The 24,548-nt window shown below is 44.0% G+C and carries 29 protein-coding genes; 10 read left to right on the top strand and 19 right to left on the bottom strand.

The features are described from left to right. Positions 1-29: 29 nt before the first annotated feature. Complete coding sequence (locus ONZ52_RS17810; RefSeq protein WP_265220028.1) at positions 30-395, bottom strand: cupin domain-containing protein; 366 nt, start codon at positions 393-395, stop codon at positions 30-32. Positions 396-609: 214 nt separating this feature from the next. Here ONZ52_RS17810 and ONZ52_RS17805 point away from each other — a divergent pair, with 214 nt between their 5' ends. Further along, a complete protein-coding gene (locus ONZ52_RS17805) occupies positions 610-777 on the top strand; it encodes a hypothetical protein (RefSeq protein WP_265220027.1) in 168 nt (55 codons plus the stop codon). A 67-nt stretch (positions 778-844) separates the two neighbouring features. On the opposite strand, the gene ONZ52_RS17800 is transcribed toward ONZ52_RS17805, so the two are convergent. The 5 genes from ONZ52_RS17800 to ONZ52_RS17780 form a co-directional block, all read right to left on the bottom strand. Then, a complete protein-coding gene (locus ONZ52_RS17800; protein ID WP_265220026.1) occupies positions 845-3,244 on the bottom strand; it encodes an allantoate amidohydrolase in 2,400 nt (799 codons plus the stop codon). An 87-nt stretch (positions 3,245-3,331) separates the two neighbouring features. Continuing rightward, the gene (locus tag ONZ52_RS17795) at positions 3,332-4,150 is read right to left on the bottom strand and encodes a sulfite exporter TauE/SafE family protein (RefSeq protein ID WP_265220025.1); all 819 of its coding nucleotides are present in this window, start codon (positions 4,148-4,150) and stop codon (positions 3,332-3,334) included. Positions 4,151-4,211: 61 nt separating this feature from the next. After that, on the bottom strand, positions 4,212-5,807 hold the full coding sequence (locus ONZ52_RS17790) for a gamma-glutamyltransferase family protein (RefSeq protein WP_265220024.1): 1,596 nt from the start codon (positions 5,805-5,807) through the stop codon (positions 4,212-4,214). A gap of 29 nt (positions 5,808-5,836) precedes the next feature. Next, the gene (locus ONZ52_RS17785; protein WP_265220023.1) at positions 5,837-7,009 is read right to left on the bottom strand and encodes an amidase; all 1,173 of its coding nucleotides are present in this window, start codon (positions 7,007-7,009) and stop codon (positions 5,837-5,839) included. Positions 7,010-7,185: 176 nt separating this feature from the next. After that, positions 7,186-8,004: a MurR/RpiR family transcriptional regulator gene (locus ONZ52_RS17780; protein WP_265220022.1), complete on the bottom strand. Its 819-nt coding sequence runs from the start codon at positions 8,002-8,004 to the stop codon at positions 7,186-7,188. A gap of 322 nt (positions 8,005-8,326) precedes the next feature. Between ONZ52_RS17780 and ONZ52_RS17775 the strand changes: the two genes are divergently transcribed. Then, positions 8,327-9,118: a transporter substrate-binding domain-containing protein gene (locus ONZ52_RS17775; RefSeq protein ID WP_265220021.1), complete on the top strand. Its 792-nt coding sequence runs from the start codon at positions 8,327-8,329 to the stop codon at positions 9,116-9,118. A gap of 53 nt (positions 9,119-9,171) precedes the next feature. On the opposite strand, the gene ONZ52_RS17770 is transcribed toward ONZ52_RS17775, so the two are convergent. Beyond that, on the bottom strand, positions 9,172-9,312 hold the full coding sequence (locus ONZ52_RS17770) for a hypothetical protein (RefSeq protein WP_265220020.1): 141 nt from the start codon (positions 9,310-9,312) through the stop codon (positions 9,172-9,174). Positions 9,313-9,331: 19 nt separating this feature from the next. On the opposite strand from ONZ52_RS17770, the gene ONZ52_RS17765 reads away from it, so the two are divergent. Genes ONZ52_RS17765 through ONZ52_RS17755 form a run of 3 tightly spaced genes read left to right on the top strand, consistent with a single transcriptional unit; the run spans position 9,332 to position 11,192 of the window. Continuing rightward, positions 9,332-9,793 (top strand): amino acid ABC transporter permease, encoded by a 462-nt coding sequence (locus ONZ52_RS17765; protein WP_265220019.1) that lies wholly within the window; start codon positions 9,332-9,334, stop codon positions 9,791-9,793. Between the two features lie 33 nt (positions 9,794-9,826). Beyond that, positions 9,827-10,477, top strand: a complete 651-nt coding sequence (locus ONZ52_RS17760) for an amino acid ABC transporter permease (RefSeq protein ID WP_265220018.1) — start codon at positions 9,827-9,829, stop codon at positions 10,475-10,477. Continuing rightward, positions 10,464-11,192, top strand: coding sequence for an amino acid ABC transporter ATP-binding protein (locus ONZ52_RS17755; RefSeq protein ID WP_111609155.1), 729 nt, complete (start codon positions 10,464-10,466; stop codon positions 11,190-11,192). The genes ONZ52_RS17760 and ONZ52_RS17755 overlap by 14 nt, the downstream gene beginning before the upstream one ends. 114 nt (positions 11,193-11,306) lie before the next feature. On the opposite strand, the gene ONZ52_RS17750 is transcribed toward ONZ52_RS17755, so the two are convergent. The 5 genes from ONZ52_RS17750 to ONZ52_RS17735 form a co-directional block, all read right to left on the bottom strand. Further along, positions 11,307-11,921 carry a hypothetical protein gene (locus ONZ52_RS17750; protein WP_265220017.1) on the bottom strand — a complete coding sequence of 205 codons (615 nt, stop codon included), beginning with the start codon at positions 11,919-11,921 and terminating at the stop codon, positions 11,307-11,309. A gap of 282 nt (positions 11,922-12,203) precedes the next feature. Continuing rightward, the gene (locus tag ONZ52_RS17745) at positions 12,204-12,740 is read right to left on the bottom strand and encodes a hypothetical protein (RefSeq protein ID WP_265220016.1); all 537 of its coding nucleotides are present in this window, start codon (positions 12,738-12,740) and stop codon (positions 12,204-12,206) included. 33 nt (positions 12,741-12,773) lie between these two features. Further along, positions 12,774-13,055: a GNAT family N-acetyltransferase gene (locus ONZ52_RS25080; RefSeq protein ID WP_346433246.1), complete on the bottom strand. Its 282-nt coding sequence runs from the start codon at positions 13,053-13,055 to the stop codon at positions 12,774-12,776. Positions 13,056-13,099: 44 nt separating this feature from the next. After that, a complete protein-coding gene (locus ONZ52_RS25075; protein ID WP_346433245.1) occupies positions 13,100-13,252 on the bottom strand; it encodes a hypothetical protein in 153 nt (50 codons plus the stop codon). Positions 13,253-13,294: 42 nt separating this feature from the next. Next, entirely contained in the window at positions 13,295-13,690 is a 396-nt protein-coding gene (locus ONZ52_RS17735) for a VOC family protein (RefSeq protein WP_265220015.1), read from the bottom strand. A 471-nt stretch (positions 13,691-14,161) separates the two neighbouring features. Between ONZ52_RS17735 and ONZ52_RS17730 the strand changes: the two genes are divergently transcribed. From ONZ52_RS17730 to ONZ52_RS17720, 3 genes are read left to right on the top strand one after another with little or no spacing between them, the layout of a single operon-like run. Then, positions 14,162-15,130, top strand: a complete 969-nt coding sequence (locus ONZ52_RS17730; protein WP_265220014.1) for a phytochrome family protein — start codon at positions 14,162-14,164, stop codon at positions 15,128-15,130. Beyond that, positions 15,100-15,777: a GAF domain-containing protein gene (locus ONZ52_RS17725; protein WP_265220013.1), complete on the top strand. Its 678-nt coding sequence runs from the start codon at positions 15,100-15,102 to the stop codon at positions 15,775-15,777. Before ONZ52_RS17730 ends, ONZ52_RS17725 begins: the two co-directional genes overlap by 31 nt. Further along, entirely contained in the window at positions 15,732-17,042 is a 1,311-nt protein-coding gene (locus tag ONZ52_RS17720) for a putative bifunctional diguanylate cyclase/phosphodiesterase (RefSeq protein ID WP_265220012.1), read from the top strand. Before ONZ52_RS17725 ends, ONZ52_RS17720 begins: the two co-directional genes overlap by 46 nt. Before the next feature lie 39 nt (positions 17,043-17,081). Here ONZ52_RS17720 and ONZ52_RS17715 read toward each other — a convergent pair whose 3' ends face one another. Both ONZ52_RS17715 and ONZ52_RS17710 read right to left on the bottom strand, forming a co-directional pair. Beyond that, positions 17,082-17,642: a hypothetical protein gene (locus ONZ52_RS17715; RefSeq protein ID WP_265220011.1), complete on the bottom strand. Its 561-nt coding sequence runs from the start codon at positions 17,640-17,642 to the stop codon at positions 17,082-17,084. 13 nt (positions 17,643-17,655) lie between these two features. Continuing rightward, a complete protein-coding gene (locus ONZ52_RS17710; protein WP_265220010.1) occupies positions 17,656-18,009 on the bottom strand; it encodes a DUF805 domain-containing protein in 354 nt (117 codons plus the stop codon). A 149-nt stretch (positions 18,010-18,158) separates the two neighbouring features. Here ONZ52_RS17710 and ONZ52_RS17705 point away from each other — a divergent pair, with 149 nt between their 5' ends. After that, positions 18,159-19,208: a helix-turn-helix domain-containing protein gene (locus tag ONZ52_RS17705; protein WP_265220008.1), complete on the top strand. Its 1,050-nt coding sequence runs from the start codon at positions 18,159-18,161 to the stop codon at positions 19,206-19,208. On the opposite strand, the gene ONZ52_RS17700 is transcribed toward ONZ52_RS17705, so the two are convergent. Beyond that, positions 19,205-20,221 carry an alpha/beta hydrolase family protein gene (locus tag ONZ52_RS17700; RefSeq protein ID WP_265220007.1) on the bottom strand — a complete coding sequence of 339 codons (1,017 nt, stop codon included), beginning with the start codon at positions 20,219-20,221 and terminating at the stop codon, positions 19,205-19,207. The genes ONZ52_RS17705 and ONZ52_RS17700 overlap by 4 nt on opposite strands. Before the next feature lie 223 nt (positions 20,222-20,444). Between ONZ52_RS17700 and ONZ52_RS17695 the strand changes: the two genes are divergently transcribed. Next, entirely contained in the window at positions 20,445-21,008 is a 564-nt protein-coding gene (locus ONZ52_RS17695; RefSeq protein ID WP_265220006.1) for a helix-turn-helix transcriptional regulator, read from the top strand. Positions 21,009-21,047: 39 nt separating this feature from the next. On the opposite strand, the gene ONZ52_RS17690 is transcribed toward ONZ52_RS17695, so the two are convergent. The 4 genes from ONZ52_RS17690 to ONZ52_RS17675 form a co-directional block, all read right to left on the bottom strand. Continuing rightward, on the bottom strand, positions 21,048-21,356 hold the full coding sequence (locus ONZ52_RS17690) for a 4a-hydroxytetrahydrobiopterin dehydratase (RefSeq protein ID WP_265220005.1): 309 nt from the start codon (positions 21,354-21,356) through the stop codon (positions 21,048-21,050). Between the two features lie 76 nt (positions 21,357-21,432). Next, complete coding sequence (locus ONZ52_RS17685) at positions 21,433-21,594, bottom strand: SMP-30/gluconolactonase/LRE family protein (RefSeq protein ID WP_265220004.1); 162 nt, start codon at positions 21,592-21,594, stop codon at positions 21,433-21,435. Next, complete coding sequence (locus tag ONZ52_RS17680; protein ID WP_265220003.1) at positions 21,584-22,528, bottom strand: SMP-30/gluconolactonase/LRE family protein; 945 nt, start codon at positions 22,526-22,528, stop codon at positions 21,584-21,586. Before ONZ52_RS17680 ends, ONZ52_RS17685 begins: the two co-directional genes overlap by 11 nt. Positions 22,529-22,596: 68 nt before the next feature. Next, positions 22,597-24,483, bottom strand: a complete 1,887-nt coding sequence (locus tag ONZ52_RS17675; protein WP_265220002.1) for a methyl-accepting chemotaxis protein — start codon at positions 24,481-24,483, stop codon at positions 22,597-22,599. Positions 24,484-24,548 lie beyond the last annotated feature (65 nt).

Raw genomic sequence — 24,548 nt, 5'->3', positions numbered from 1 at the left:
TTTATTCCTAGTAAACAAGCGAGCCTCACTTAAAACACCACATCTTGCGGCACAGTAACAAAAATCGAGTGTCTGACTTCGTTAAACAGAGCTTTACTGCAATGGCCTTCGCCTTCTGTATCCTCCAACAAGACAACGTCACCTGCACCAAATTGACGGGTTTCACCAGACGATACGGTAAATTCACAACGACCTTTGATGATGAACAATAATTGACGCTGCGGTGCTGGGTGCCATTTAAAATCATAGTCACTTGGGGTTTCACGAAACATCATTTCCCCCACTGGAAAACGCGATGACAAAAAACCAATTGGGCCACCATCACGAACATCAACATTCAAATCACCGAAATGGCTCTTGCCCTGATCGTCGTTAAAAATGCGTGTAAATTGCATCGAATATTCCTCTATTTACCGTAAATCATCAGCGTCCACGCAATTTAATTCACTTGCGTTTTCATATTTTTTCTATCGAAGACAACGCCACGAGCCTGCTCGTTTACCGCCATCATAAGCGTCCATGCGATTCGATTGGCTTGCGTATTGTCTCGTTCCTCGACACGTCAACGCCAATTAAACGCATGGAAGCTTTTAGTCGCGTATACATCGAATGCAAACCTACTCACTTAACCCAGAATTACGCCAGAGCGATTCTTCGAGCCTGCTCGGGGAGCGAGGCGTGATACTGGGTAAAGTACAACAGGAGCGAGGCGTGATACTGGGTAAAGTACAACAGGAGCGAGGCGTTACACCGCACACAACCAGCTATTCAGCATAACGCCAGAGCGATTCTTCGAGCCTGCTCGGGGAGCGAGGCGTTATGCGGAGTAGCCACAAACAAACCTTTAGGTTAAATTCTGTAATGTGCGGCTCAACACGGCCAAGGTTACCGCCACATCTGGCGTATCAATGGCTTCCGCTGGGTGATGACTAATGCCTTTATCGCAACGCATAAACAACATGGCCACGGGGCAAATATCGGCCATCGCCATAGCGTCATGTCCCGCGCCAGAGAACAAGGTATGTACGGGAATATTTTGTGTTTCGATAGCATTGCGTAGCACGCTTTGCAATTTTGCGTCACAATGCACGGCGTTGGCGGCGTGGGTCGCTTTACGCTCAATGCGCACATTACGACGAGCCGCAATAGCGTCTAACTCCAGCAAGATTTCGTCTAGTGCTACGTCGCGTTTGTCATCAAATTCACTACGAATATCGAGAGAAAATCCAGTATTACCAGAAATCACATTCACGCCATTGGGTCGATTTTGAATACGTCCCACAGTGGCAACAATGCCATGATTTTGTGCAACTCTTTCTACTGCAAGAATCATTTCACTACTGGCACAAAGGGCATCTTGACGCAGATTCATCGGCACAGTGCCCGCGTGGCCTGCCATGCCCGTGATATTAAATTCAAAGCGTTTTGCCCCTGCGATAGCACTAACCACACCAACGGGCAAATCCAAATCTTCTAGTACTGGCCCTTGCTCAATGTGCAGTTCAAGGTATCCAAGCAAGTTATCCGTTGAAATAGCGGCATTGGGAATGCTCGCAAAGTCCGAACCGAAATCTTTAAGCGCTTGTGCTAAACTAATACCGTCGCTGTCTTTTAAATCCGCCCAACTGCTTGGCCATTGACCTGTCAGCGCACGACTGCCTAACAAGGTCGAACTAAAACGCGTGCCTTCTTCGTCACCAAATCCCACCACATCAAGGTGAAAAGGCAGACGAATACCTGCTTGGTTCATCGCTGCAATCAAGGTAACAGGCGTAATCACCCCTAACATGCCGTCATATTGACCGCCGTTTGGTACGGTATCCAAATGGCTGCCCATGATAAAACGCGGCGCGTCTAGGTTAGCCGCTTGCCAGCGCCCCCAGAGATTCCCCGCTTCGTCTTGCCATGTTTGCATGCCTGCGTCTTGCATCCAGCCGCCTACCAATCCATTGGCTTGTTTGTGTTCTTTGGTGAGATAACGACGATCTAGGCAATCATCGCTTTGACTGATTTTGCCAAGTTCGTCACAGCGGTCCATGACCAACTGAGCGAGATTGTTATAATCAATCTTTAGACTGTCAATTCCTAGACCACCATTCATCACTTTTTCTCCACTGTAAACAGCCATCGCTGCATCCACAGCAGCACCTGCTGGTAAAGCAAATCCTGCACGGCGCAGCACGGTTTCAAGCGACTGCAAGGTGTGCAATACCGCATCTTGGCGAGCGTTATAGCCCATGGTGCCGATACGCCAAACCTTGCCTTTTAATGGACCAAAGCTGGTACCAATTTCGATGTTAAAGATGGTCAATAAGTCATGACGAATTTTTTCACCATCAACATTAGCTGGGATATGAATTCCCACCACATTGCTCATTTTATGCTTCAAATTACCAAATGGTTGTAAGCCCATCGCCTGCACGCCTTTTAACATGGCTTCACCCGCTAACCGATGACGCTGGATGACCGCGTCTTGGCCTTCACTCAGCAATTGAATGGCACATTCGCGGGAACCAAACAACATGGTCGCAGCTTCAGTATGATGGTTCAGACGCTCTTCGCCCCAATAATCCATGATCATGGGTAGATCAAAATAGTTCGAGCGAATACGCATACCAGACGAACCTTGGTGATGCGCGTCACGAATTCCCGCTTCCACATGAGCACGTTTGCGTACACAAGACACAAAACGATCACTTAGCGTAATCGGAGCGCTGCCTGATGGACCGCCAAGACATTTTTGCAATCCCACCGTCACCGCGTCGATTTTCCACGCGTCGACTTCCAATGGATTACCGCCGATAGAAGCGGTGGCATCGGTGTAAAACAACACGTCATGGGCACGACAAATATCACCCAACTCTTCTAATGGCTGAAACATGGTGGTCGACGTATCGCCTTGTACAATCGCCAACAATTTTGGTCGTACTTTTTTGATCGCGTCTTCAATTTGCTGCGGATCAAATACTTCGCCCCAGGGCACTTCGATGGTGTGAACCTCGGCATCGGCGCGTTCAGCAATTTCCGCCAACAAATGACCAAAGCGACCAAAAATAGGAATCAACACTTTATCGCCCGGTTCTAAACAAGACACCAAAGCGGCTTCGATGCCAGCACGAGACGTACCATCGATCAAAAAGGTTTGTTGGTTCTTGGTATTAAACACGCGACGATACAACTCCATGACTTCATTCATGTAACTGGTCATGGTGGGATCGTATTGCCCTACCAACTGAGTCGACATAGCAGACAACACACGTGGATAGCAGTTAATCGGGCCTGGCCCATTAATAGTCTGGGTGGAAAAGAAAGCGGCTGCATGAATAATCTCCTAACCTAACACTTGATAAAGCATTTTTACGCCAGTGAAAATCAACACCACTGCGAAGACCTTCTTCAATTTAGCGGCGTCTAAACGTTGGGCTAATCCCGCGCCAACTGGTGCAAACAATACCGTCAGCGGAATAATGCAGGCGGCGCCAATAAGATTCACTAACCCCACGGTTCCGTAAGGAGAATCTTCTGGGCTTTGTCCGAAAATCAACATGGTCAAAGCCGCAGGCAAGGAAATGATCAAACCCACCGCAGCCGCTGTTCCAACCGCACGGTGTGCTGGATAATTACAGAAAGTCAGCAAAGGAACGGTTAACGTACCACCACCAATGCCCACCATAGAGCTAAAAAAGCCCACACAGGTGGCCATCACACCCTGGCCTGCATTACCCGGTAAGGATTTGAACAGACTGTCTTTTTTACCTAACAGCATATTTAACGCAGACAAGGTAGCAATAATACCGAATAGTAACGTCAGCCATTCGCCATCAACGCGTGTCACAACAAAGCTGCCAATCATCACGCCTAAGAAGACAAAAAAGCCCCAACGCTTCAATAAGTCGAAATCCACATTACCTTTGGCTTTATGCGAACGAATAGAGCTGATCGACGTGGGAACTATGGTGGCCAATGACGTGGCCGTCGCCACCAACATAGCCGTATCCGCACTAACACCTAACCCTTGATACAAGAAAAACAATACCGGCACGATAACAATACCACCGCCAACGCCTAACAAACCGGCTAAAATCCCGCCCACCACACCGGTGGCCATCATGGCGAGAATCATGGAATAGTTTTCCATTATGAATGACATCTTTCTGTTTGCTCCTAAGTGAGATTGTTACGTAAAAAAGTATGACTAACGAACCGTGCTATTAACGCAAAGCACCACTAATGGCAGAACCATCACTGCGTGGATCTGTCGCCGCATCGGTATGACCATCTTGATGCAGCACAACCGCACCGGCGTGACCCATTAATTCATTACACGCATCGACGATCACCAAATCGTGTCCACGTGCGACCAATTCTTCGGCGGCGATATCAGCAAAGTCTCGTTCGATCTTTAAATTATGACTGACATCACCCCAGGTTCGACCAAGCAACCAACGACCTTCGCTGATGGCTTGATCCAACGGCAGATTGTGATACACATAACGACTAAACAGGGCCGCTTGCGTCTGTGGCTGACCTTCGCCCCCCATGGTGCCGTAACTCAGGCGACGACCGTCGTTTAACTCGGCAAACGCCGGATTTAACGTATGAAAAGGTTTGAGGTTTGGACCAAGCTCTTGCAATGAGCCTTTTTCCAGTGAAAACGACGAGCCACGGTTGTTCCATACAATGCCAGTGGCAGGACTCACCACGCCACTGCCGAATTCCCAATACAAACTCTGAATGTAGCTGACCATGCGACCTTCACTGTCACAGGCGCCCATCCAAATGGTGTCGCCCTGTTTGGCTTGATGCGGCCAAGGTTGCGCACGCTCTAAGGCAATCTCGTGACACATTTTTTCCAGTTGCTCATCATCCAGCAAGGACGCCAAATCCATTGCTAAACGCGATTCGTCAGTGACAAATTGATTACGGGCAATAAAGGCTTGCTTGGTGCATTCAATCAACAAATGCGCCATGTCTGTGGCGGTTTTGCCCTGTGTATAAAGCTTGTCATACAAAGCCAAGATCAATAACGACGCGATGCCTTGCGTCGGTGCAGGCAAGTTATACAGAGTGCCAACGCTGGTTTTGACCTGCAAAGGTTCTACACGTTTTGCCTGATAAGAATGAAAGTCCGCCAAACGAATCGGCGAGCCTGCGGTCGCCAAATCTTTTGCCAAACGTGCAGCAATATCGCCATGATAAAAATCGTCTAAACCTTTTTCAGCAAGCTGTTCCAGCGTGTTTGCCAACACCGGCAAGGTCAATGTATCGCCTTCACGGTAAAGGCTGCCGCCTTTCAAAAACGACGAAGCAAAACCCTGCACACTGACCAAATCAGCAAAGGTTTTCTTACTGGCGTCAACGTAGGTTTTCGTCACCTCACTGCCGTTTTTCGCTAATTGAATGGCATCATCCAGCAAGGTCGATAAAGGCATGTTTTGTGCGTTGGAGACGGCTTGCCAAGCTTGGCTCACCGCCAAGGCTTCTTGCCAACCCGCTACAGCGCCAGCCATAGTCAAAGCGGCCTTCCCACCACGAGCGGGAATACTGTCGTGACCGCAGTAAAATTCCAGTGTCGCTAACTCCGCTGCTTTACCAGACGCATCTATGCCAAGCGGCGCTTTGCCTGGTTCACTGATCAACCAAAAACCGTCGCCACCCAAGCCATTCATATGCGGATACACCACGGCAATCGTCGCCGCAGCAGCCACCATGGCCTCTATCGCGGTACCGCCTTGCTCAAGGATTTTTTGCCCCGCTTCCGTAGCTTTAAAGTGCGGCGCCGTAAACGCTATCTCGTTCTTTTTCATGACGCTACTCCATTAAGGTTTTTGCGAATTCAATCAGCGCCAAATCTGTGCCTTTTGAGCTCCACTAAAGACAAGCCACAGGGCGCACCATCTAAAGTACAAACAGGTAAATGTAACTGTGGAAGACCCGCTAACCCAGCAATGGCAGTAATGTCCATCAACTGATTACGATAGGCCGCAAGTTCCTCATCAGCGGCTGTAAACAAAGGCGCTAAGCCTGGTGTGGTCGGGATAATAAGCACCGACCCTTCTATTTCGCTTTCAAGCCAATCTGTGAAACGCTGTCTTTGTTGTTGCGCTACCGCAATATCCGCCTCAGAAAGGTGTTTGCACCAATCAAAGCGTAATTGAATATCAGGGGCAAAAACCGCGCGATCTTTATCCAAACCGGAGACATCATTTACCCACTTGCCATGTTCGTGCCAAATCTCGGCGCCTTGCAAGGTGCGGAATGTCTCACTGGTTTTCCATGCTTTTGTGTCAATGAGGATAGACGCTTCTTTGGGAAAACAACCGTGTTCACGCCATGTTTGCAGCTGAGCTTTTAGTTCTTTTACATGCGCCACTTGATCCATTAAATTCTTTGCAATCAAGACGTTAGTAAATTCTCTTGGTGGCTTACTTTTCAACAGAATACTGGCGGTTTTGGCCAGCGTGGTTAAGTCCTTGGTAAGCCAACCCACCGTATCAAATGACGGTGCCAGCGCCACCATGTTATCCGATGGAATCACCCCATGCGTCGGACGCAATCCGAATAATCCGTTGTAGCTTGCTGGCACACGAATCGAACCACCGGTGTCTGTTCCTAAACCAATATCAGCAAGGCCTGACGCCACCGCCACCGCCGAACCCGATGACGAGCCACCTGGGAGACGATCTGGTGTCATCGGATTTGAGGGTGTTCCGTAATGAATATTCTGACCGTTGAGGCTGTACGCCAACTCGTCCGTCATGGTTTTACCGCAAAAATTGGCCCCAGCATTAAGCAAAGCAGTGACACTTGACGCGGTTTTTGTCGGAATCGGATGAGTCGCAAGCCAAGTAGGATTTCCCGCAGAAGTCGGCAGCCCCGCCATATGAAACAAGTCTTTCACCGCCAAACGTAAACCGCTTAACGATAAAGCATTATCAGTGACCGCAGACTCACTCCAGACGGCGTTGGAGAGTGTCAAAAAAGGATTGTCTACCATGAAATGTTTCATATGTCCTCCGCTTGATTAATACATATGAAACAATCGTTTCACCAATCTGTCAACTGAAACAAAAAAAATAAATCTATTTTTCCTATCGCCCTGTCGCAAAACCACTCCGAATGGTGCCCTACAAAAAACATCGCGACGTTTGTGCAGTAAGCTGAAGAGGATTTCCCCCTAAGAAATTAAGGTTCGAGCTCGTCCAAATCTTCATACAATGCTGAAATCGCCTGCGTCTGACGGCCCGCCGCATCGCCTCGAAAACCAAACACGCGATTGCACAACATTGAGATTAGACTCATTGGCGCGGCATAACTATCGAACGGGCTTTCATTACCAAGATGGCAGACGAGTACATGAGAGACTTGTTGATTATAAATCTGTCCTGTTGGATCAGTAATCAACACCGTGGTTCGGCCTTGCAAGGCTTCAACGATTTTTTTGAATTGACGAGTACGGCGCCTAAAACCTAATAAGACAATCACTTCATCATCGAGAATATCGTGTAGATCTTCCCCTAATGTTTGACCCGGTTGCGGCAGCAAACGAACGGAATGACGCACTTGTTGCAGCTGCTGACGAAAATGCAACGCCAACGGATACGCATTACGAAAACCAATCAAGGTGACGCGTTTCGCATTGGCCAAGCGCTCGCTGATCTCATTGAGGGTATCTGGTCGCAAGCCTTCAAAGGTTAAAGACAAATTTTTAAGCTCTTGCGCCGTTTGATCCAAGGACGAACCTTGAGTAAAAATCGGCACACCACTTTCGCGCAATGCCAATTGCGCCTGCTTCGCACCTTGTTGGGAATCATAACCCAGTTGACGAAAAAAACGACTTACGGTCGCTTTTGACGTATTGGTATTTTCCGCAATCTCTGCGGATGTTTGACTCACAATCGCCAAAGGATTTTGTTGTAAATAGTTTGCTATGGACCGCGCTGATGGAGACAGTGTTGGGTAAGTCTGCTCGATCAGGGATAGCACATCCTGCTTTGTCGCCACGTATTAACCTCAATTCGGAAATATTTTGCTCTACGGTAATGGATTATCATTCTTCTGCCAACTTAGATTATCGACTTTAGGCGCCTTAGAGATTGTTGCACCAAAAAATCAACTTCGCCCTATATTGGCGCACAATATAAAAACAGAACGCCCTATTTCATTGCTTAGCCTTGTCGTAATCGAGCTTGATAACGAGGCACTTTCCGTCTTATTTGCTGTTATTTGTTACATAAATCAATAGTTAAGAAACTTTTGTTTCATGTTGGCATGGGTGTTGCAAATTGTGTTTCAGGCATTCACAAACACAAATAGGAACCCCTCTATGAAAAGATTGAGCAAACTACTCAGCAAAACCCTAATCATCGCAGCGAGCTTTAGCGCACTCAGTGCCAATGCTGACGTACTGCAGGATATAAAAGACCGCAACTTGATTCGTATTGCCGTGCCGCAAGACTTCCCGCCATTTGGTTCAATTGGTACAGACCTAAAACCGCAAGGTATTGATGTGGACATGGCCAATTACATCGCGAAGGAAATGGGCGTAAAAATCGAAATCGTTCCCGTCACCAGTGCCAACCGTATTCCTTACCTACAAACCCAAAAAGTCGATTTGGTGATTTCTAGCCTTGGTAAAAACCCAGAGCGCGAAAAAGCCATCGATTTTTCGACGCCTTATGCGCCTTTCTTTTTAGGCGTGTTTGGTTCTAAAGATGTGGCCGTCACCAAAGTAGACGACCTGGCCGATAAAACAGTGGGCGTCACTCGCGGTTCAGTGGAAGATTTAGAGTTGGAAAAGAACGCGCCAAAGTCGGTGAACATCCGTCGCTTTGAAGACAACAATACCACGCTAACCGCTTATTTATCTGGTCAAGTAAACTTAATCGCTACGGGTAATTTAGTGGCAGCTGAGATTGCGAATCGTCAGCCACAACGTGCCCCTGAAAACAAATTTATGCTGAAAAACTCGCCTTGCTACATCGGCATGGCCAAAGGTGAAACGGCTTTACAGGCCAAAGTAAACGAGTTAATTCAAGCGGCGTTAGCATCTGGTGAACTTAATAACATTTCCATGAAATGGTTAAAAGCACCATTACCTGAAGGCTTCGGCGCATAAGGGTTTCGTTATGTTGTATTTCTCTGATCTATTGCAATACAGCGACGTGTTCTTCAGTGGTTTAAAAACCACTGTTGAGCCTCACTGTACTGACGACGATCTTGGGAGTGGCATTGGGTACGGTCTGCGCGACCGTACGCCAATACGGCAACCGAGCCAGTCAACGCGTTGTCAGTGTGTATGTGAGAGCTCATCCGTAACACGCCGTTCATAGTGCAATTATTCTTTATCTTTTTCGGCCTTCCCGCCATTGGCATGATGTTATCGCCATGGCAAGCCAGCATGATCGCTCTCACGATTAACCTTGGCGCGTACAGCACTGAAATCATCCGCGCAGGCCTTGCCAGCATTTCAAAAGGTCAAGTGGAAGCCGCAAAGGTATTGGGTTTGAACTTTCGCCAAACCCTGACTCGAGTGATCTTCATTCCGGCATTTGAAAAAATTTACCCAGCACTCACCAGCCAATGCATTATCGTTATGCTGGGTTCTGCGGTGATCTCTCAGATCTCGGTGCAAGACTTAACCTACGCTGCCAACTTGGTGCAATCACGTAACTTCCGCGCATTTGAAAGCTACTTGGTAACAGCCTTGTTGTACCTTGGTTTGTCTATTCTGTTGAGGTTTGCTTTCAACGCACTAGGAAAACGCCTATTTGCTTATCGAACGTCAAATTAACAAGCATTCAATAAGTAAAATGAGGGAAACTCAATGATCGAATTTTCTAACTACGACATTCTGCGCAATCTACTCTTTGCGACACAATGGACCATTTTATTATCACTCGCCGCGTTTATCGGCGGTACCACTGTCGCACTGACATTAACCGCCATGCGTTTGACGCGTAATCCAGTTATGCAACGTATTGTAAAAATCTATGTGGAACTGTTTCAAGGCACACCGCTACTGATGCAGATGTTCTTGTGCTTCTTTGGTTTATCCATGCTGGGTTATGAAATTTCCGCTTGGAGTGCGGCGATTTTGTCGCTGACGTTTTTTACCAGTGCTTTTCTAGTGGAAATCTGGCGTGGCTGTATCGACACATTACCAAAAGGCCAATGGGAAGCCAGTCGTTGTTTGGGTTTGAGCTTCTTACAAACCTTGCGCTTTATTATCTTGCCACAAGCGATTCGTGTGGCGACAGCACCAACGGTCGGCTTTTCAGTGCAAGTCATTAAAGGCACAGCATTGGCATCGGTGATTGGTTTTGTCGAACTGACTAAAGTCGGCACCATGCTAAACAACGCAACTTTTGAGCCATTCAAAATATTCACACTGGTCGCGCTGATTTATTTCATGCTCTGTTATCCACTGTCTTTGTACAGCAAGCATCTGGAGAAAAAATTCAATGTCTCTCGTTAACTTACATCAAGTCCATAAATACTATGGCGATCACCATGTGCTCAAAGGCATCGATCTAGTCATCAAAGCTGGCGAAGTGGTGTCTATTATCGGCAAAAGTGGCTCTGGCAAAAGCACTCTATTGCGCTGTATTAATGGCTTAGAACAATACCAAGAAGGCGGTATTACCGTTGATGGCAAAGAAGTCACCACAGAAGACATTCAGGTGCGTCGTCTTGCCCTAAGCGTGGGTATGATTTTCCAAAACTTCAACCTATTCCCACATATGACGGTGGGCGAAAACGTCATGCTTGCACCGACGATTGTGTTGAAGAAAAGCAAAGCCGAAGCCGAAGCCACCGCTCGCGCCATGTTAGAGAAAGTAGGACTGGCAGAGAAATTCGACAGCTACCCAGAAAAGCTTTCTGGCGGTCAGCAACAACGTGTCGCCATCGCCCGCGCCTTAGCGATGTCTCCCAAGGTATTGCTGTGCGACGAAATCACCTCGGCCCTCGATCCTGAATTGGTTGGTGAAGTATTAAAAGTACTCGAGCAACTAGCAAAAGAAGGCATCACCTTAGTACTGGTTACTCATGAAATGAACTTCGCCCGCGACGTCGGCAGCCGAGTTGTCTTCATGCACCAAGGCAAAGTCTGGGAACAAGGCGACCCAAAAACCGTCTTATCCAACCCACAGACCGACGAACTGAAACAGTTTATGGGGGCTGTGCTTTAGTTTTCGACCTCTTAACATAATTCCAAAAAAGCCAGTTTTTTCTCTTAATGTAAGAGAAAAACTGGCTTTTTCACTTGGGTAGTTCAAATTAGTAATAGAAGATCAGATTAGTATTCAAACAGAAATCTGTTTTGCTGCCTTAGTAAATTGCATGCCTTTAACAACAATACGTTTAGTAACACCTCTCCATAAAAAGCTTCCATCAATGATATCAACACATTGGAAGTCTGTTTTTGAATTATAACAATGAGACAATTTAGTTTTAATCTCTTGAGTATCTCTATTAAAAAAATCGGTTGGATTGGGGTATTTTTTTGAATATTTTCTATCAGATGTCCAAACAAAAAACACCCAGCCATGATAACCAACATATTCATTGAAATTTAGCTGTGATCCATGAAGTTTATTCACTAATAAGTCAAGCCAATTTACTTTATGGCTTAACAAATATTTAGGATAAACTACTTTCACTTCTATATGCTCAAGCAATTTCTCAGTGCCATTCTTATCCCATTGATAAATAGACAAGTCTCTTTTCTTATCTTCGTTATAAATAAACTCATTCTTTTCACTAAATACACCAGTGCCAGCTTCGAAATTCAAAATTTTACATAATTCATTGCATAGCCAAAGCTCGCATGCTGAGAAATTAAACTGGTAAAGATACTGTTCTGAATTTTTCATTATATGTTTAATTGCATCATCGAACGCAACACTTGCATCGGCCATCTTCTATTCCTTTAATATATTCATATCTTTATGAGCATTCTCTTTTTTTAACCTAAAACTAATAAATATCTCATCCTACACATTGAAAAAAGTGTGTATCGATAGCAATAGGCTCAAATCTAATATCCATCTAGATACCCTCCATCAGGCATGATCCAAACCCTATTGAGTGACTGTTGATATGTCTAATACGAATCTATTAACTACGCAGCATGTCCTTTAATTTTGGAGAACAGGGTATCCAGCTCTGACTCAGAATTAATGACTTGGCTTTCACTTGCTTTAGTTATGCTCGTCAACATCAAAAGATTCTCTATCAAACAAGGTAATATAATCACTTTCTGCAAACAGCCTTACAAAGATAGATAGCGTAATCTCGTCTTGATCATTAGGTAGTTTTTCAAGTTCGGCATCAATATTCAAACGGTAGCTTTTAGGCTTTTCCAACTGCATTTTCTCTTGCAAAGCTTGAAAGTTATGAACAGCCTCATCTGATAGAACAAACTCATATTCCGTAAGTTCCGTCGCCGATGTAAACCAGTTGTTGTCATCTTTATGAATATTTTTAATAGAGAGAACCTTCAATGGATAATCAAAAACTAGCCATCCAGTCGATGTTTCTAAATTCAATGATAACGCTGTTTTGGATATGTCTATTTCAACCGGTTTATCGATCTGAATTCGACTTCTCAATTCATGTGGGTTTAAGCTTAAAAAACTATTTTCATCAAAGGCACTCAGTCTAAGCATGCTTCCTAATGGAACATGAGAGCAGCCAAAAAGCAGGAGGCAAATCATCACAGCTATTGTCTTTTTCAAATCAATTCCTTTTTAAAATAAATATGTTATCGCTTAAAAAGCGGCCAGCACAGTGAGATGTTCATCCGTTAGCTGATACCCCAGCCATTCACTCTTAGGCTTTGCGCCTAGTGATTCATAGAAGTCGATAGCGGGTTTATTGCAATCCAAAACGTTCCATTCAAACCTTTCGCAGCCATTCACAATAGCAATTCCTGCCAAATGTTTTAGCAAGGCTTTGCCTGCGCCACTATCTCGCTCCGACGGTGCAACATACAAATTTTCAAGATATAGGCCATGTTTTCCTATCCATGTGGAATAATTGAAAAAATACACCGCAAAGCCAATTGGATGCCCTTATTCCTCACAGATTATGGCTTTTATTGTGAAATATTCGGAAAAATAAAAGATGCAATTGTCTGCTCGGTGGCCAGGACTTCATGTTCCGCTTTTTCATAAGCGGCCAACTCTTTAACAAATCTAAGAATGATGCTTGAATCACCTCGATTGGCGTCACGTATTAACACTGTCATAAAACTCCTTTTCAAACATCGGATTCAAGAATAAATAAATTGTTACTCAGCCCCATGACAAACAACACAAACCTTATTGCCATCTAAGTCTCTAAAATAAGCACCAAAATAACTTTCATGGTATTCGCTGCGCAGTCCGGGACGGCCTTCACATGTGGCACCGTTTTCAATAGCTAAATCGTAGGCTGCCGTGACGGTGGCTCTATCTTTCGCACTGAAGGCAATCATTTGTCCATTGCCAGCATCGTGTGCTTCACCATTAAAGGGTTTGCTGATAACGAATAAAGGTCGACCGTTTGAGCTATCGCTATTCCAACCAGCCCAAGGTTTGTCTCGATCACAAAAACGCTCTTGTATGGCCAAACAAGCCATTAGCTTACTGTAAAAACCATAAGCTCGTTCGAAATCACTTACACCGTAATAAATATGCGAAAACATGTTATTCCTTTTTACATTAGATAGACTGTCTAGGAATTGAATCATAACAGCCATCGAATCCTAAATTTGCTCTTTAAAATGAGCAATCTTTATATCCTAAGATCCTACTTCGGAAATTTGGATAAAAGACTTTTATGTCGATCTTTCGCGTTTTCTCTTACTGCCTTGTAGATGTGCTCACAAAAGTGATCTTAATTTGAATCGACAGCGTATAAATTAAATTTATTGGAGTGGATGAAAGACACAAGTATCGTTTGCTTTTATTCATACTGGACTCGTATTTTGACACGAAACGACAAATACAGAATCCTTTCTCATAATTTTATCAGTGAATTTTATAGGCTTTTCAGATAAGGTCATAGTGTGTCTAAACAAGTCAAAATGTGCTTATTTCGTAACGGCACTCTTAATTCAACTAGGATACGCTATCATTTTTAGCATCGGCCATTTTAACGGGACGAGACATGGAATATGACAAAAGAGATCATTGAAACACGCAAAATTACGAGTGACGAGGCAGCACAATGCGCGTCGGAAGCGATTCAAATCATAGGTTCCATCCAACCACACGGGTTTCAGTTAGTCCTTGATGCGGACACTTTACAGATTGTCCAACATTCCAGTAACACCTTGGATATTTTAACAGCGGCTTCGTCAGCTAGCCGCTATCCTGAGCTGATCGGTAGTCACATTACTCAATGGGTTGAATTCTCCGATATCAAATCTATCGCACATTTGTCGTCTAAAAAATCGGTGGTGCTTGAAATCAAAGAATCAGGCCTTGTTAAATCATCCGATTGGGGCTGTTTTGCCCACCGAGCTGACGGTTGGATCAGTTTAGAGTTTTCACCCAATACGGGGTCTGAGTACGATAGCCGTGTCTTATTATCACAAATTGATAATATGGTGGCCTTGCTCAAATCGTCCCATGATGAAACAGCTCTGTTCCAAACATTAGTCGGTCAATTACAAAAATATACACAATACGACCGAGTGATGATGTACCGCTTTTTACCCGATTGGTCTGGAGAAGTGGTCGCCGAAGCGGTCTCTGAACGTGAAGAGATAAAATACAAAGGGCTGCGTTTCCCTGCGGAGGACATACCCAAACAAGCACGGGAGGCTCTATACACTCAGCCCTATTCGCCTTTTTGCCGATATAGATGCCAAGCCATGCCCACTAGAGCCAGCGCTCTTACCAAATGGGCAACCTCTCAATCAAAGCTTGTCTATTTTGAGAAGTATGTCACCGGTACATCGCCACTATCTCAAAAATATGCAGGTAAGTGCTTCATTATCGCTTTCGATAAAAAAGGCGACACACTGTGGGGCATGGTCGTTTGTCACCATAATGATGCTCCAAAGTGCCAACCAATGACGTCGTGTCACAACTTCGTATTTCAGGGGAATTGTTCAGTGAAATCATCACCTCGTATCTAATCCCTGCTGAAAAAATCAAACGCCTGACCTACCTAATGAACGCGCAATCTTATATTGAAGCATCATTCAATCAGGCAAAAATGGCCAATATCTCGGCCGCTCTATTTGAGTCTGTTTTACTTAAAATACAAACCATCACTCATTATCATTTTATTGGTATTATCTACAGAGAACAGTCTTATATCCTAGAAGGAAGTTCTTTTTTACGTCTTGGCGATCAAACTATCGAGGCATTAAAAAATCTGTTCTCAACACAAGATGCCATTTACTTTCAGTCCGAAAAACTCCATCAAGAAAAAGGCGAAATCCCAGGTCTGCATAGCATGGTCGGGATTGCCATGATAAGGGCAAAAGTGCCCAATGATTTTTATGTCTTTATTGGCAAAGAGGAAGTCGCTAAGAGCATTCAATGGGGAGGCGCACCACAAACCGTCAACATTGTGATCGAAAACAATGAAAGACACTTAGAGCCTAGAAGTTCATTTGCGTTATGGCGCCAAAATATCGCTGGTGAAAGCTCCCCTTGGCAAGAACAAGACCGACACTTATTAGAAATCATTTTTAACGCAGGGAAGGATTTTTTAGTACCAAACACAGTCAAATGCGCATCAACCAACTCGAGCAAAGTGTCTATTTTGACTCCCTAACGGGATTGGCAAATCGAGAACATCTACGGTCTTTTATCGAAGGATTGAAGGAACAAAAACACATTACTCATGTTTCTGTTCTTTTTATCGATCTGGATAATTTTAAAGACGTTAATGATTTCATGGGCCATGAAACAGGAGACAGGCTACTCATCACCATCGCGCAAAGACTAAACGAATGTGCAACCGCCAACGATTTAGTGGCACGTTTAGGTGGCGATGAATTCGTAGTGGTTCTAACACATCAAGTACTGCCAGACCCAACCTTAGCCGAACTGATTGCCGATAAAATTATTCAGCGTATTGGTGAGCCAATTTTGGATAATGCACACACCTTAGTGATTACACCGAGCATGGGCATCATATCGGAAGACGTCAAAATGCTTGATTTTAACGAAACGCTCAAACAAGCCGATATTGCGATGTACTCCGCAAAAAACAAAGGCAAGAATCGTTTCCATATTTTCGATCACAAAGACCAAGACCTATTCAATAAAAAAACCATCTTAACAATGGACTTACGTGATTGCATTGCCGAGAACAGTTTAGACATTCATTTTCAACCGCAAATGAATGCTCAACAACACGTCGTTGGTGTAGAAGTATTGGCACGCTGGAAGCATGAAAAATTTGGTTTTGTCAGTCCAGACGTCTTTATTGAAATCGCGGAAAAAAATAACCTTATTTATCCACTTGGTTTGCAAATAATAGACAAAGCTTGTTTTCAACTTGCCAAATGGTTTAAAAGAAAACCATCCGTTGATTTCAAGACACTGTCTTTAAATATCAGTCCTATTCAATTAATTGAGCCAAAATTTGAAAAAGACCTACTGAATCTCCTAGAAAAACATAATATTCCGGCAGAAATGATTTGTTTAGAAATCACCGAGTCTGTTTTCATGAAAAACTATCAAACAGCTATTACTGCTTTAAACAATTTAAGGGAACATGGTATTACTATTTCTCTTGATGATTTTGGTACAGGGTTTTCCTCTCTCAATTCACTATGGAAGCTCCCCATTGATGAAGTCAAAATAGATAAATCCTTTGTTTCTAGTATGAGTAAAGACGATAGCTTATTCACCATGGTAGAGAGCGTTATCTCCCTCTGTAAAAAACTTAACTTAGAAGTGGTCGCGGAAGGTGTTGAACACAGTATCGAGTTCAATATTTTAAAAGGCTTAGACTGCAATATTTATCAAGGTTACCTATTCAGTAAACCGCTACCTGCAGACCTGTTTGAGAAAACATTCCTGGATAAATAAAGACGTGCCTCTGGAAACAACATGTTTCCAGAGGCTTTTTTAAAGTGAACTCAATCGTTCACACCCAATATCTTCATGATCCAACCCAAATACAGACGACCAAGACCACTCCCCAGGATTAAGCACAAAGCCATAATTGAGTGTTAAGCCGGATTCAATTTTGATGTCCCCCAATTTAGCATCGCTTTGATCAGTGATGACATAGTCTTCACTGACCACTTCATCGCCGCCAATCAGTTTTTCTACCACCTTGTCTGAGTAAATAAACAGTCGAATGGGTTCAATAGATTGAATGCCAATACTGTCGCCCCCGAAGTCTCCCGCAGCGAATCGAATCGGAGCAGAAACACAGCGGTAATTATCTGTTTGGGCTGTATTTCTTTTCACAATAAGCTCACCTTTCCCTGCGATACCTCGAAGTGACATTAATGTACCAACTTTCGGCGACTCAATGTAAACCACGGCTTTTTTGCCATCTGAAAATGTCAAATTACTCTGATCCACGTTTTTTGCTTCACGGCTGCAGGCAGAAACCGATAAAAGTAGCAAGATTGAGCATAACATGGTGGATAAGTGGGGTAAGTTATTAACATCTTTCATGTTTGGCTCCTGTTTATAGCATCAGATTGTTTTGTCGATAATGTCCAAAATCGCTGTCTAGCTCACTTGGTAAAGCCAATAACACCAGCAAAACAAGCATGCCTATCGCGGGAATCAAAACCACCAGCAACCACCAAGCGGAGCGGTTAGTGTCATGTAATCTACGTACAGTCAGAGACAGCATGGGTAAAAAAACTAACACGCTATAAAGCGCTTCTATTTGCCACGTGGCTTGAAAAAAGATTTCCAACAAGACAAACACTAGCGAGATCACACCATTCACCAAAAAGAACATCCAAAATGCTTCCAGTGATGCTCTTCCTGAAAATTGTGCATAACGTTTCCACGCATCCAGATACCCGTTCATACTTTTCTCCTTTTATTAACCCAAAGTGATACTGAAGGCTTAAAGTACGTTGCGAATAAAAAATTCGCGTCCTAAATCAGGTTTGAGGACGTTCTTGATAAGGATCTAGGACATAATACAGATCTGAGCGGTAAAAAAATGGAGCCAAAATGATCGCTATTCCCTTACCTTTTGTGATTGCCCTATTGTTGTCTATCTTGGCGATTTTGTTGTTCATTCGCCGAGAAGAAACGACGCAATCGGCGTTTGTTTTTATCGCCTTATGTGCGCTTACAACGACCGTGGTAGGATTACGTTGGACGTTTGATTATTCACTCTTTCGTCTTATTCAACCCATCTTGGCATCGTGTATTCCCGTTACGGCTTGGTACTGTTTTTCAAATGCCCACCAACGCCATAAACTGAAAGTTTGGCATTTATTGCCGCCTGTTTTTGTCACCTTGGCGTCTTTTACCTATCCGTTTTGGCGGCCGCCTTTGGACCCAGTGTTAACGCTGCTTTATGTGGGTTATGGCGTTGCGCTGATTCGAGCGTCTTTCAAAGCGTCAAACCTTCCTGAACAAGTACGCTTATCGGATATCGACAATGCTCTAAAAGCCGAGCGGATTGCAGGCATCATGTTGTTAATGTCCGCTATGATTGATGGTGCTTTGGCGGTCGATTTTTCTTTTTTTGCTGGCGAACATGCGCTGATCATCCTCTCTATTGGTCATGCGGTATTGCTGCCAGTGCTGGCGACCGCTGTCATTATGATGAGCCTCAGTATCGCACCCAGTGTTAACGAAACGTCTGATCAGCATGAAAAACAAACGCCCGTAGAAGAATCAAAAGACAAAAATCCGCATCCATTAACCGACGATGAAGTAAAAGACATAGTACACAAAATAGAAGTACTGCTTAGCACCAAAGAAGTGTTTCTCGATCCTGATTTAACCCTCGATAGACTCGCTAGAAAAGCCTGTATTCCAGCCCGTCAGATATCTGCTGCCATCAACCAAGTTTACGGACGCAATATCTCACAAGTGGTGAACGAACATCGTATTGAACGGGCCAAAACACTGCTACTGACGACCGACAAAGCCATCACCCAAATTTATATGGATTCTGGCTTTCAGACGAAATCTAACTTTCATCGAGAGTTTTCTCGGGTGACACAACAGACGCCGAGCGCCTTTCGGCGCGCAAATATGAAAAGCTAGAATGCTTGGATAAATCGAATGATGTCTTGATACATCACTTGATGAAGGTCATCCCGAGATTGTCCATTACCGTCTTGGCAAACAATACCATCGCCCGGTTCTTCCTCTTCTATCATCTCAATGGCGCCGGGCTTGCAGAGTTGCATAAAACTAAAGTGCGCCGCGTCTGGATAGACAATGTATTGACGATTATTCGAAGGGATATACTGTGCGAGAAAACCAGACTCTTCCGCTTGTGGTAAATCGCCAATATCAACGCCTGCGGCTAGGATCAATGTGGGTGTAGTTAGAACCCGTAAACTCTGACGGGAAAAGCTTCTCGCCAAGCCCAAATCCAAGGAAATAACTCGCTTGATTCGCGCATCTTTTAAACTGCCAGTCTGCTCGCCAATTTGTGGTTGATCCAAGCCCAGTTCAGGCATCAAACCACACATTCGAGGATTATTTTTAAGCACGCATTCGTGCTTTAGTTGGTCACGATCAAATTGCGCGCCGGCTAACAACATGACAGTCCAACCACCCAATGAATGGCCAATCGCGGTGACATTGTTAGCATCGATATTTGGCAATAGGTAAGACTCGTTCAATAACCAATCCAACAAACGCGACAAATCCCCAGCACGCAGCCACCACTGAGCTGCCGCTTGTGCAGAATGATCAAAAGACGTGGTCCCAGGATGATCAAGCGACGCCACGATATAACCATCTTGCGCTAATTTCGTTGCTAGCCAATTTTGGTTACGCCAGTTGCCACGATAACCATGAGAAATCACAACTAATGGAAACTGACCCGCCAGCGGCGTTCCCACTCGAACCACGTCGGTTCCCAAAAATGCTGCGTTTTCTGCGATTCTTTCCAAAAGAAGTGGTGTCTGTGATGGATACCACACACTGGCTGTTAACGGCCTATCACTGTCCATGTATAACTGAATCTGATCAAACCCTACCGAATACGCAAAAGTGTTCGCTGTCCCGCAGGCCGCCCATAAAATAAAAATAGTTAATCGCTTCATGATGTCTTCCTTAGAGCACGTTAAAAACGTCACTATGTAAGAAAGACATACACGAAGCGTCCTCGAACAGGATTGAGGACGTTGTAACACCTGTTAAATACTCACTCTTATAAAACAAAGTGGTTTTTAGCATTATTGTTACTTATCTGTCATATTAACTCTGTAAGCTCATTTTATCCGAGGTATTCAAACTCGCTTACCTAAGGCAGATGGAGACAATAAAATGAAGATGAAAGAACAATTAGACAGTGCTCAACCCCTAAAAAAGCATAAGACCAAAACGAAAAAAAGTGAGCACAAAAAGAAGCAAGCAAAGTTGGATACTAAAAAAGAAAGTAAAGAACAAAAACACCACAAAGAAAACACGTCTAAAAAAACATCATCCGCCAATTTGCCGAAAAAACAGTACAAGATCGACTCTGTTGTTACAAAAACAGAGGAAGCAAAATCGTCAAACACATTAACAAGACAGCGTGTGTCAAAAAATCTACAGCCGATGAGTAAAGAAGATCAACTGATCGCCATTAACCAGATCATCAAACGTTTGTTATTAGATGAAATGACGCAAGGCGAAGCTCTGCGCGAGTTACGAGTGGATGTGCTGGGACTGAGACAAGACGCCTATACTAAACTGTCAGGCGTTTCTCGTAAGACATTGTCTGAGATCGAAAACGATAAAGGCAATTACACTGCAGAGATTATCAACAAGGTGTTCAAACCTTTCGATATCAAGCTTGGTCTCGTACCCACGTCAAGCCAGCTATTGGCCGCCATCCTGACGCATTAAATCATAACGGCAAGCCTACGTATCGTCGTGAGTTATCGGTTACACCGACAATGCAAAGGCTGCCATTTTCTTAGCAAGGTCGAAATCTTTTTGGGAAATGCCTGACACATCGTGGGACGTGAGTTGAATACTGACTTTATTGTAAACATTAAACCATTCAGGATGATGATCTTGCTTTTCAGCGTAGATCGCACACATGGTCATAAAACCAAAAGCATGCTGAAAGTCTTTGAATTTGAAGGTTTTACTGAGTTTTTCGTTTTCTACCACCCAGTCCTGTGACGTTTCTGCATTTAATTGGCTAAGCGCCTGCTCTATCTCATGCGGTTCAAGCTTTCGATGTGCCATGCTTCTACACCTCTATATCAAGTAAAAATAGTATGATTCGAAACATCAGTGTAGCGGCTTGATGGCTAAATTGATATTAAACGAAGGTAGCTCCTCGTGTATTAACGTACAAAGCATAAATAGAGTGGGAAGATGCCATAAACAAACGATTGCCTTTTGTGCCTCCAAAGCAAATATTGGCACAATATTCAGGCAGCTTAATATGACCAATCGGCTTACCGTCTTTATTAAAGACCATGACACCATTGAGGCTCGTCGGGATGTTGACCTTTAGATCCGTCACTCCCCCAACCACACCACAGATTACCGTCTTGATCACATTTAATGCCATCAAACGCAGCATGAGGAATATCCGCAATAATGGCTTTACGGCGGCCTAATGTACCATCGGGCATCACATCATAAGCCCATACTTTTCTAGGTTGTGACAAGCATTCAACCACGTATAAAACAGATTCATCTGGCGAAAAGCACAACCCATTTGGCCCAGCCAAATTATTAATGACTTGAGTTAACTCTCCCGTTTTACCATCAATACGGTATACCGCATCGGGGAGCTCCGTCTGGACAATATGACCTTCATACATACTACCAGCCTGAAATGGTGGATCCGTAAACCAAATAGAAGCATCCCGCTTCACCACCACATCGTTGGGCGAGTTAAAACGCTTCCCTTGAAAATTATCGGCCAATACCTTTATCGTTCCGTTGTGTTCCGTTCGAGTCACACGACGGCCTTCAGTCTCCGTTGTGGACCCCTCACAAACAATCAATCGCCCTTCAAGATCTCGACACAAGCCATTCGAATAATTGGATTGGTGGCGATAAACATTAAATTGATTGGTGATTTCGTCCCAACGCATGATGCAGTTATTGGCAATATCGCTGACCAGTAAATAACGACCATCACCACTCCAAACTGGGCCTTCCGCCCAACGCATTCCCGTCGCTAACCGCTCAACACTGGCGTTAAAAAGGCGGTATTTTGAAAAGCTCTCGTCGAGTATCTCTACATGCTCATCAGGATACTGAAGACTTAGCGGCTCAGCGAACAACTTACTCGAAAAACCACTTAACGCAATGCCTGACAACATTGCACTTTTTTTAAAAAAATCACGACGACAATGAGATGTTTCATCTTTCCCAAATACGGTTTCATCTTTACTTTCCATTCACCCTAACTCCCTATTCAATCCATTGTGACATCACACAAAAATAGACATATAGTCAGACCATCTTTTTAATGCTTAAAGAATGACAGCGTCTCTTTTTGACTCAGGGCCAACTGAGCAAGCTCCTTGGCGGCCTGTTGTGTTTGATTAATCGCAGACACATTCTGATTCACCAAACCAACCGTATTTGCGGTATTTTTATTGATATCAGCGGTGACATTAAACTGTTCCTGAGAAGCGGCGGCTACCAGGGTATTAATATCTGAAATAGCGCGGACATAAGTAGAAAGCTCATCAAAAGAACGCTTAACATTTTCTGATAACTCAACCGATGATTGAATTGCCTTAACGTTTTCAACCATGTTGTCATTGGCTTTCTTGGATTGCTCTTGCAAGGTCGCGATAATTGCCTGAATGGTGGCTGTAGACGCTTGTGTTTTCGCCGCAAGACTACGAACTTCGTCTGCCACAACCGCAAAGCCTCGCCCCTGCTCTCCGGCTCGTGCGGCTTCAATTGCCGCATTAAGAGCCAGCAAATTAGTCTGTTCAGAAATGGCACTAATGACATTCGTCACTTCGCCAATGTTCAGTGTTTCATCCCTTAATTTGGCGATCATAGCGGCCGTATCATTAAAGGTCTTATTAATGTTATGAGTTAAATCAATGGATTTTTGCAGACCCTGATGGCCTTTTGTCACGCTTTCAATCGCCTTATTCGCTTTGTCTTCCGCCTGAACAGCATTCGCACTGACTTCTTCAGAAGCATTGGACAATTCATTTACCGCATTGGCAATCGACTCGACTTCTTTTAATTCTTCTGCAGAATTATCGGCTGTGCTCTTCATCACCAAGGTCAACTCTTCAGAAGCCGAAGCCACATTGTCTGAAATAGACAAACTTCCGCGAATGATCTCAGAGAGTTTCTGATTCAGAATAATGATCGATGCATAAATACCGGTTTCATGACCGTTATTTTGTAATTTTTGCGACAAATCCCCTTTCGCAATACGAGAAATAATGTCGGATATTTCTTCAGGCTCACCCCCAATAGGTTTGTAGACGAGATTAACCACACCGTAGTAAACAATGCAAAGAGAGGCGATCACCAAGGCAATAAAAATAGAAATAGAGCCAAGCAGCATGCTTTTACTGGGTGCTGAAATCTCGTCATCCCAATTAAAGGAAACCACTTTCCAATCTCGGTTCTGCAAGCGGCCTTCAAACGCCGTCACATCACGATCATTGACGCTGTAATGCAGTACAGGGTTATTGTTATTAAACTTAGAATAATCAGGACGTATTTGAAAAATATTTTTACCTAGCAAATCCTTGTCAGGAGCAGATACAACATAACCACTGTCATCAAACACGAAGAGCTGATTCTTCTCCGTCAAATTTTCAATGAAAGTGGTTAACTCAGACACCTTGAGAGTGACACAAACAACGGCAATAACATTACCGTCTCGATAGATAGGCGACGCTAACGCAAAAACGTCAGCTTGCTCGCCCTCACCAAAGTACGCTTTCGTTATGATGTTTTTTTCACCAGAAAAAGCCCTCACATACCATTCTTTTTTTAGTTCTTTGGCATTAAACCCAGGAAAGAAACGATCACCTTCAAAAGACAGGCCACTTTTTAGCGCCACAAAAGCGGCCTGAATAGCAGGGTTGGTGCTTTTTAATAACGCCAGAGCTTCCGTTACTTGTTTTTCATTGGCAAAAGTCAAGTCGTCGTTAAAATCGACATGGAAGCTTTGCAAAGCCCCAAAGTAGGAATTGATATTTTGCTCTAAAGCAGCGGCAACCAGAATGGTTTCCACTTTTTGATTTTCTAGAGCATATTGACTATTGAATGAACTGAACCGGCTGTATCCATTCCAAGTTAAAATCCCTGAAATGATAAGAATAAGACACAAAGTAAAAAATAGAATTCTATTTTTTAAGGTAAATTTCATAGACCATATCCTTATATGTTAATTGTCTTTAGACACTCATCATTATTTTCTGACAGTAAGAAAAT

The organism is Marinomonas rhodophyticola (genome assembly GCF_026113935.1).
Lineage (GTDB): Bacteria > Pseudomonadota > Gammaproteobacteria > Pseudomonadales > Marinomonadaceae > Marinomonas > Marinomonas rhodophyticola.
The sequence above is the reverse complement of the archived record's forward strand: the minus strand, read 5'-3'. Positions and strand labels throughout refer to the sequence as shown.